This window comes from Nocardia sp. 852002-51101_SCH5132738, assembly GCF_001665695.1.
In the GTDB taxonomy this organism is placed as follows: domain Bacteria; phylum Actinomycetota; class Actinomycetes; order Mycobacteriales; family Mycobacteriaceae; genus Nocardia; species Nocardia nova.
Window position 1 is genome coordinate 102533 of sequence record NZ_LZML01000155.1, and the last position, 7423, is coordinate 109955.

Here is a 7423-nt window from a genome sequence, read left to right on the forward strand (position 1 = left end):
GAATCGTCGGTGCCGGTGCGATCGGCGATGTCGCCGCAGGTGAGCGCGGCTCACTTGCAGAGGTCGTCACCCGCGTTGACGTGTTCGAGGTCGGAGGGGAGTGTGACCGGCGTCGCGGCGGCATCGGTGGCTCCGGCCGGGGCGGGAACCGGCGATCCGAACGCGGTCGGTGTGCCGACGGTGCCGGCGAAGTCCGCGCCGAGCGCCACCTCCACGATGCTGCCCAGACCCGAGGCCACGGCCAGCTTCGCGCCGGGCAACGCCGAGGCGACCGTCGCTGCCTCGGCCTCGTGACCGGCCGAATAGCGGACGGTGGTGGTGTCGATCGTGCCGCCGGAATAGTTGCCGACGTTGTAGATCTGGAAGCCGTCGGCCGCGAATTTCGTCGCCGCCGTATTCGCCACGCCGGTCACTCCGGAACCGTTGGAGACCTGCACCGACACCGTGCTCGGATCCACGGCGGTCAGCTGCGGCGGGGCCGGGGCCTGAGCGGGTTTGGACGGCTCCGGCGCCTTCTTTTCACCCGGCAGCGGCTGGTCGTCGATGATCGCCTGGAAGATCGCCTTGATATCCGATTCGCGGGGGATCTCGTTGCCGTAGGAGGTGGTGCCCGCGGTCGGCACCGTCAGGAACGTGATCGCGCCCGCGCTCACCTTCTGCAGTGAGCGGCCCAGCATCAGCAGATCCTTGGTGTTGACGTTGTCCATGAAGGCATGGCTGCTGAACGCGCCGATGAAGCCGTTGAGTTTGCCGATGTCGAAGAGCACCTTCGACGACAGGGCACTGCGCAGCAGCGAGGACAGGAACAGCTGCTGGCGGTGGATGCGGTCGTAGTCGCTGCGTTCCTCGCCCTGCACGTGGCGAGCGCGGACGTAGTCCAGCGCGGTCGGGCCGTTGAGGATCTGGCGACCCGGATTCGGCAGCACCGTGCCGAGCTCCTCGTCGACCAGAGGCCGGTTGGTGCACACCTCGACACCGCCGATGGTGTCGACCATCGACTGGAAACCGCTGAAGTCGATGCCGACGAAGTGGCTGATCTTCAGACCGGACAGCTTCTGGATCACCTTGGTCAGGCATTTCGGACCACCCAGGGCATAGGTGGCGTTGAGCTTGTCGCCGATCGCGGAGGGGAATTTCGCGTCGGTGTATTTGGCCTTGTCGTTGTCCCAGCCCTCGCATTCCGGGCGACTGACGTCGAGGTCGCGCGGGAATGAGACGGCGACCACGCGGGAGCGGTCCGCCGGAATGTGTACCAGCATCACCGTGTCCGACCGTGAACCCTCGGCATCCTCGGTGGTGCCGGCGCCGAGCTGGCTGTCCACGCCGGCGCGGGTGTCGGTGCCGACGATGAGGAAGTTCTCGTCACCGGTCTGGCCGCCGGGGTCGACGATGTCGGTGGAATTCTCGTCCAACGCCGACACCTGGGTGAAACCGTTGTCGGTGGCGCGCAGATAGTTCCAGCCGACACCGGTCATGACGAGGGCCAGTACCGCACACATCGAGGTGGTCACCCGGGCAGCGAGCCGAGCGCGCCGCCGCCGGCGCTGCCTGCTCGCCGCCAGTCGCGACAACGGCGGCTTGCCCACCGCCTCCGGTGCGGCGGAAGCCTGTGCCTCCGTGCCGGATTCGTCGTCGGGCATGGGCAGCTGGTCGGTCACCTGCTCGGCGACGGGCGCCTTACCGGCGACCGGCCGATCGACCGGACTGTCGGCGGCTGGGGCGCGGTGGACCGTGGTGGCCTGGACATCGGCGGAAACCGGTGCGCCACTTCGCGTTGCGGCGGCTTCCGGTCGCGATCCCGGTTTGGGTGCCGCGCGCAGGTCGGATGCGCCGCCGACGCGACGCGGGTCGGCGGCGGTACCCGGCACGACCGGAGCGGCCGCGGCCGACGGGCGCGGGCCCGCCGCGGGTTCACGCAGCGCGGCGGCCGGTCCGGGCTGCGGCGGCGCGGCCTTCGGATCGGGACCTCGCCGACCCGGTGCCGCAGGCGTGGCCGACTGCTCGGGGCGCGGCCGTCGGGTGCGCGGGTCGGGGCCGGGTTTGCCGCCCGGGGCGTTGCCATCGGCCGGTGTCCGCCCGCGTGCGTTCGGGATGGCGCCCGATGCGCCGGTCGGCGCCTGCCCGCGGGCCGTGGGCCCGGGTGCTGCGGGTCCGGGTGCTGCGGGACGTGGCGCGGCGCCGGGGGCGAGGTCGCGGGGATCGACCCGGCGTTCGCTGCCGCCCCGGCCGGGCGGGTTCGGAGGCTGGGCGGCTCGCGGGTTGCCGCGACCGGCCGTCCGGTTCGCACCGGTGGCGGGCCGGGCGGTGTTATCCGTTGTGCGCCCGCGGTTTCCGGCCTGACGGCCGGCGTCCTCCGGCTGCGGGTTACGACCGCGGCCGGAGCCGCTCTCGCCCGCTTTGCGGCGCTTGTCCGCGGCCTCGTCCTTGCGGCGACGCTCGATACGTTCACTGTCGACCCGCTGAACGAGGTCGTGGACGGTGATCGGCTTGGAGGTCTGCGGTTCGTCCGCACGCCGGTTGCGAGGGGCGTCGTCGGAATCCGGCGCAGGGTATCGCTCCCACGGGGCGCGACCTCCGGGCCGGGACGAACGCCCGCGCCGATCGTCGTCACCCACCAACGAACCTCACTTCACTCTTCGTCGCGACCGGAGCTGTCGATTCCATCACTCCGGTGGCGGCACGCGCAGTCACATCCGGCCGAATCGGCCCCAGCCATGATAACGATTACGCCACAGTTGGCCACTTCTAAACCAGCCATCACTGTCGGCGCAGGTCGGAGAGTATCTGCGCGTCAGCCTCCGCTGTGCATCACATCGGCGGCCGCGGGCACGGTGGGATCCTCGGGATCGTCGAGCCAGCCCTCCGGCAGCACCACCTTCGCCGCGGGTGAGCCCTGTCGCCCGCGCGGTCCCTGCGCATCCGTGGGGAACGGCACATCCGGCGGCAGCTGGTCGATCAGCTCGCGCAACTGGGTCAGGCTGCCCACGGTCGCGAAGCTGCGGCGCAGCTGCGAACCGAGCGGGAAGCCCATGAAGTACCAGGCCATATGTTTGCGGATATCGCGCATGGCCTTGTCCTCGCCGTCGTGGTCGACGAGCAGCGTCGCGTGCCGGTACAGGATCTCGCCGACCCGGCCCAGTCGCGGTCCCTCCGGAATCGGCTCCCCGCGCAGCGCGGCGCTCAGCTCGGCGAACAGCCACGGTCTGCCCAAGCAGCCGCGTCCGACGACCACACCGTCACAACCGGTTTCGGCGATCATCGCGAGTGCGTCTGCGGCGCTGAAGATATCGCCGTTGCCGAGTACCGGGATCGTGGTGACGGCTTCCTTGAGCCGCGCGATGGCCGACCAGTCGGCCGTGCCGGAATACAGCTGCGCGGCGGTACGGGCGTGCAGCGACACCGCGGCGGCGCCCTCGGCCTCGGCGATGCGTCCGGTGTCGAGATAGGTCTGATGGTCGTCGTCGATGCCGATGCGGAATTTGAATGTCACCGGGACACCGGCGGGTTCGGCCGCCGCGACCATCTCCCGCACGATCTCGGCGAACAGCCGCCGCTTGTAGGGCAGCGCCGCACCCCCGCCGAGCCGGGTGACCTTCTTCACGGGACAGCCGAGGTTCATATCGATGTGGTCGGCCCACCCCTCGCCGACGATGATGCGCACCGCCTCGCCGAGCGTCTTCGGGTCCACGCCGTAGAGCTGCATCGAGCGGGGATGTTCGTCCTCGTCGAAGGCCATCATGTGCAGCGTCTTCTCGTGCCGCTCGACCACCGCGCGGGCGGTGATCATCTCGCAGACGTAGATCGAGGTGCGGCTGCCGAATTCGCGGCACAGCTTGCGGAACGCGACATTGGTGATCCCGGCCATCGGGGCGAGCACCACCGGCGGATCGACGGGGTAGGGGCCGATTCGCAATCCGGTTCTGGTGTCGAGTGCCGCGGTCACGAGTTCCAGTGTCCCATCCGAATGACAGTGCGAGAGATCACAGGGGTGCCCTGTGCGTGCGACGGGACCGGTGCCGTGCGGCACCGGTCCCGGTCGTAGTCGTGCGGTGAGCTCAGCTCGCCGCGGTGAGGTCGCGTTCGCGCTTGGCGGCCTCGCGGGCCAGCATGCGGTCGCGCTGCTCCTCGAACTTCAGGACGTCCTTGCCCAGCTGGTCGAGGAACAGGCCGAGCCGCTCGCGGGTCGCCTCGCCGCGCGCGGTGAAGTCGTCGCGCTCGAAGATGCGCCACTTCTTCAGCACCGGCTGGACGACCTCTTCGAGGTGCTGGCGCAGGTCGTAGATGCCGTGCTTGGCCATCAGCACACCGTTGCGGCGGAAGTTCGGCATTCCGGCGCCGGGCATCTGGAAGTTCTCGAGGATCAGGGTGATCGCGTCGAGGGCCTGGTCGGGCGCCAGATCCAGCGCCGCACCGCACATGTTGCGGTAGAAGATCATGTGCAGGTTCTCGTCGGCGGCGACGCGCTGCAGCATGCGGTCGGCGATCGCGTCGTCGCACACCTTGCCGGTGTTGCGGTGGCTGACGCGGGTGGCCAGCTCCTGGAAGGTCACATAGGCGACCGAGTGCAGGAAGCCGGCGTCGGCCTCGGCAGGGGAGGCGAAGCCGTTGGTCATGTGGACCATGCGGGCCTGTTCCAGCGCCACCGGGTCCACGCCGCGGGTGACCACGAGGTAGTCGCGCATCACGATGCCGTGGCGGTTCTCCTCGGCGGTCCAGCGACCGACCCAGGTTCCCCAGGCGCCGTCCTGGGAGAAGTTCTCGGCGATTTCGCGGTGGTAGGAGGGCAGATTGTCCTCGGTGAGGAGGTTGGTGATCATCGCGGCCTTCGCCACTTCACTGAGCTTCGACTGCTCCGGATCCCAGTCGACGCCGCCCAGCGCGGCGAAGTTGCGCCCCTCGTCCCACGGCACGTAGTCGTGCGGGTGCCATTCCTTGGCCATCGAAAGGTGCCGGTTGACGTTTTCTTCGGCAACCGGCTCCAACTCCGTCAGCAGCTCGAGTTGAGTCAGATCCCTTGCCATACATACGCCCTTCGGTGTTGTCCTGCGATATTGCTGGTCGCCCCCCTGCTGGCCGTGCCGCCGCCGCCCATACCTTACGGCACCGTAGGTGTGATGCGAAGCGCACCTGTATGAGTTCACAGCATCGGTGACGGAACTCATAAGGGTGTTCGGCACATGCCCCAACCGGTGCGAGTGTAGGTGGGAGACCTGTGCGCCAACGGTGTATCGCCTGGGAGTCGTGAACGTTAGCCGAGCATCGGATTTCTGGGTCCCGGGTGCCCGCGCCGCTGGTCGCGGCACGAAACAGAGCCCGAGACGACGATGGGCCGGAACTCTCGCTCCGGCCCATCGGTGTGCCCCCACCAGGGCTCGAACCTGGGACCTGCGGATTAAAAGTCCGTAGCTCTACCAACTGAGCTATAGGGGCGCGGTCCGCAAGTCTAATGTTTCGCGCGCGGAAGTGGTAACCGGTATCCGTGTGACGGTGTGGCGGTGGGCATCTGCCCTGGTGGCGCGGCCCTCCGGGGCGAAGTGGCGGCTGCCGGGAGCGGGATCGCCGCCGGCGGGACCCGGGGCGCCTCCTGAACGCCGGGCGACGTCCGCCCGACCCGGCCCGGTGGACCTGTGCCCGGATCGGCCGGCCCGGCAGCGCCGGGGCGTTCCCGTATACCCGGCCGATTCTCGGGCAATCTCCTTGCTCAGCAATTTGTTTCAGCGCGGAAGTGTGGAAACATTGTCCAAACGTAGTGCGTGACAACATATTTGGTACGGGAGGTGATCGTGTCGGTGGATCCGCCCGGTGGCCGACCGCAGCGGCCGGGATGAGTCCCGGGTATCGACGGTGCCGGCCGTGGTGGTGAACATTGCTGGGGCGCGCCGGAATTCGCATACGCGGGCGCTAACCGGGCATTTGCCACGAGCGGTCCCGGTTTCCGGTGAAGTGACTCCTCGGTACGTGGCGCGTCGTCTCGGGATTCGGGGTACGGTGATCGCTTGGTGAATTCCGGCGAAACCGGGAGATCTTCCGGCGGTTGGGATTCGGCCGAAGGTTGTTGTGCCGGCACATGTCGCGATCGGCCGGGCCGGTCGCGAGGTCGGAGGAGACGACGTCGCAGGAGGCGGATCCGAGACGAACAAAACGCCCGGGTGCGCACCCCCTGCGGCGCACCCGGACGTCGAAACTATACCAGCTGGTGTGTTTCAGGTATCCCTGCGAATTTTCGTACCAAAAGTCTGAAAGCCGGGCGGTAGCCCGGAATTAAGTATTTGAAAATCTAATAACTTCTCGTCGAGGACCGTCCCCTATCGGTTCCTCCGGCGGCAAGCAGCTTCGGAGGCGTTTCGAGCATGGCACGGCAGCAAGAGCGGGCCCGCCGGACACGGGCGGCGATCATCAGGTCCGCCGCCGTTGAATTCGGGAAGAGCGGCTACGCCGCGGCATCGCTGAATCGCATATTGGAGGGATCGCGCGCGACCAAGGGCGCGATGTACTTCCATTTCGATTCCAAGGAGGATCTGGCCCGGGCGGTGCTGGACGCTGCCGTCGAACGATATCGGGCGACCACCGAAAGGTGGCTGGCCAGAACGGATCTCGAGCCGCTGGACATCATGCACGGGATGATCGACGAGGTCGCGCTGCGCCTGGAGAACGACATCATCGCCCAGGCGGAGTTCCGGCTCGTGATCGAACCCGAGTTCTATCAGGACGCGCGGTCGGGCGGCAGCCGGATCGTCAGCCGGTCGGCGCGACTGCTTGCGGTGCGTGCCGTCGACCGCAAGCAGCTGCGCCTGGACACCGACCCGGACCGGTTCACCCGCACCCTGGCGGCCGCGCTGGCCGGACAGCGCTACATCATCGATCTGCTCGGCGGCGGGGTCGATCTGCGCACCCGGTTCACCGAGGCGCTGGAGGTGATCATCGAGGCGATGGCGACTCAGGATTGGCTCGAGGAGTTCCGCCGGCACGGCTGGAAGGCCTCGGCACGCCTGGAAGATCTGAATCTGGGCCTCTGACCAGCCGATTTGGGAATAGCGCAAAGCCTGTCATAAGCTATGCGAGCTCCCAACGGAAGCCGTTGAGGTACGGACCGGAGAGATCCGGCGGGCCCCCTTCGTCTAGCGGCCTAGGACGCCGCCCTTTCAAGGCGGTAGCGCGGGTTCGAATCCCGTAGGGGGTACGGTGGCAACACCGTTGAGAGCATGCAAGGCCCTGTGGCGCAGTTGGTTAGCGCGCCGCCCTGTCACGGCGGAGGTCGCGGGTTCGAGTCCCGTCAGGGTCGCTTTGTTGTACGGCATTCGGTTCGGGTGCCCCGGCCAGGTAGCTCAGTTGGTACGAGCGTCCGCCTGAAAAGCGGAAGGTCGCCGGTTCGATCCCGGCCTTGGCCACCACATCCCCCTGACATATCACCTGGTCAGGGGGA

Annotated in this window: 4 protein-coding genes and 4 tRNA genes; 4 read left to right on the top strand and 4 right to left on the bottom strand. The window is 68.0% G+C overall.

From position 1 onward, the window contains the following. Window positions 1–50: 50 nt before the first annotated feature. From A5789_RS38035 to A5789_RS23555, 4 genes are all read right to left on the bottom strand, one after another. Window positions 51–2615 (bottom strand): LCP family protein, encoded by a 2565-nt coding sequence (locus A5789_RS38035; protein WP_064902313.1) that lies wholly within the window; start codon window positions 2613–2615, stop codon window positions 51–53. A 176-nt stretch (window positions 2616–2791) separates the two neighbouring features. Continuing rightward, complete coding sequence (gene dusB / locus A5789_RS23545; RefSeq protein ID WP_197516698.1) at window positions 2792–3913, bottom strand: tRNA dihydrouridine synthase DusB; 1122 nt, start codon at window positions 3911–3913, stop codon at window positions 2792–2794. A 142-nt stretch (window positions 3914–4055) separates the two neighbouring features. Next, the gene (locus A5789_RS23550) at window positions 4056–5021 is read right to left on the bottom strand and encodes an acyl-ACP desaturase (protein WP_063017025.1); all 966 of its coding nucleotides are present in this window, start codon (window positions 5019–5021) and stop codon (window positions 4056–4058) included. Window positions 5022–5357: 336 nt separating this feature from the next. Next, window positions 5358–5430: transfer RNA gene (locus A5789_RS23555), tRNA-Lys, on the bottom strand. A gap of 920 nt (window positions 5431–6350) precedes the next feature. Between A5789_RS23555 and A5789_RS23560 the strand changes: the two genes are divergently transcribed. The 4 genes from A5789_RS23560 to A5789_RS23575 all read left to right on the top strand — a co-directional run bounded on the left by A5789_RS23560 (window position 6351) and on the right by A5789_RS23575 (window position 7391). Continuing rightward, on the top strand, window positions 6351–7016 hold the full coding sequence (locus A5789_RS23560; protein WP_063017027.1) for a TetR/AcrR family transcriptional regulator: 666 nt from the start codon (window positions 6351–6353) through the stop codon (window positions 7014–7016). Between the two features lie 91 nt (window positions 7017–7107). After that, a tRNA-Glu gene (locus A5789_RS23565) sits at window positions 7108–7180 on the top strand. A 28-nt stretch (window positions 7181–7208) separates the two neighbouring features. Next, window positions 7209–7282: transfer RNA gene (locus A5789_RS23570), tRNA-Asp, on the top strand. A 32-nt stretch (window positions 7283–7314) separates the two neighbouring features. Beyond that, window positions 7315–7391, top strand: a tRNA-Phe gene (locus tag A5789_RS23575). Window positions 7392–7423 lie beyond the last annotated feature (32 nt).